Source organism: Candidatus Zixiibacteriota bacterium (assembly GCA_040752815.1).
Taxonomy (GTDB): domain Bacteria; phylum Zixibacteria; class MSB-5A5; order GN15; family FEB-12; genus JAGGTI01.
Map to the genome: position 1 here is coordinate 1 of JBFMGC010000136.1, position 1,022 is coordinate 1,022.

Consider the following 1,022-nt stretch of genomic DNA (forward strand, 5'->3'; position numbering starts at 1 on the left):
GGATTTGTGACTGTCAGAGTATACGTCCCAGCCGCATCGACCAGCGGAGACGCTGTAGTTGAACCCGAGACGATATGGCCACCGTTGCTCGCAACCCAGATGAAGGTCGCGCCCGGTGTGCTTGATGATCCTGAGAGATTCAGCTGAATGACTGAGCAAGTAATGACCTTGTCGGCGCCGGCATCCGCGTTGGGCGGAACCAGGTCGGAGGTGACCAGTGCGGTGTCGACTGCAGTGCAGCCGTTGACCGGATCGGTCACGGTCAGCACGTAAGTTCCAGGAGCATCCACGAGCGGCGTCGCTGTCGAGGCTCCGGATACAATGTGACCGCCATTGTAAGCCACCCAACTAAAGGTTGCAGCCGGAGTGCTGGATGACCCTGACAGATTGACTTGTGTCACGACACAGGTGAGGATCTTGTCGGGACCGGCATCCGCATTCGGAGGTGTTACATTGGCCGTCACCAATGCCGTGTCCGATGCGGTGCACCCGTTGGCTGGATCAGTCACAGTCAGCACGTAAGTGCCTGCCGCATTGACGAGCGGTGTGGCTGTGGTGCCACCCGACACGATGTGGCCGCCGTTGGAGGCGGTCCATGAGAAGATCGCACCCGGCGTGCTCGACGAACCGGACAAGTTGATCTGAGTCACCGTGCAAGTGAGTACTTTGTCTGCACCGGCGTTCGCATTCGGGCTCGTGCGATTCGTTGTGACTTGGGCGGTGTCGCTTGCGCTGCAACCATTGACTGGATTAGTGACGGTAAGGATGTACATACCCGCGGCGTCAACCAGCGGTGTCGCGGTGTTTCCACCAGAAACGATGTGACCGCCGCCCGTGGCAGTCCAGTTGAATGTCACACCTGGCGTGCTCGAAGATCCCGAAAGATTGATCTGGGTTACCGTGCAGGTGAGGATCTTGTCGGCCCCTGCGCTCACGTTGGGTTTGGTGATGTTCTGAGTAACCAGAGCGGCATCCGTGGCCGTGCAACCGTTCGCAGGGTTTTCAACCGTTAAAGTGTAAGT

The 1,022-nt window shown here is 58.5% G+C and carries 1 protein-coding gene; it reads right to left on the reverse strand.

What is annotated here, in order from left to right; all coding sequences use genetic code 11:
• Positions 1 to 1,022, reverse strand: a 1,022-nt coding sequence (locus tag AB1772_13525; GenBank protein ID MEW5797360.1) for a hypothetical protein, incomplete at both ends; no start/stop codon positions are given.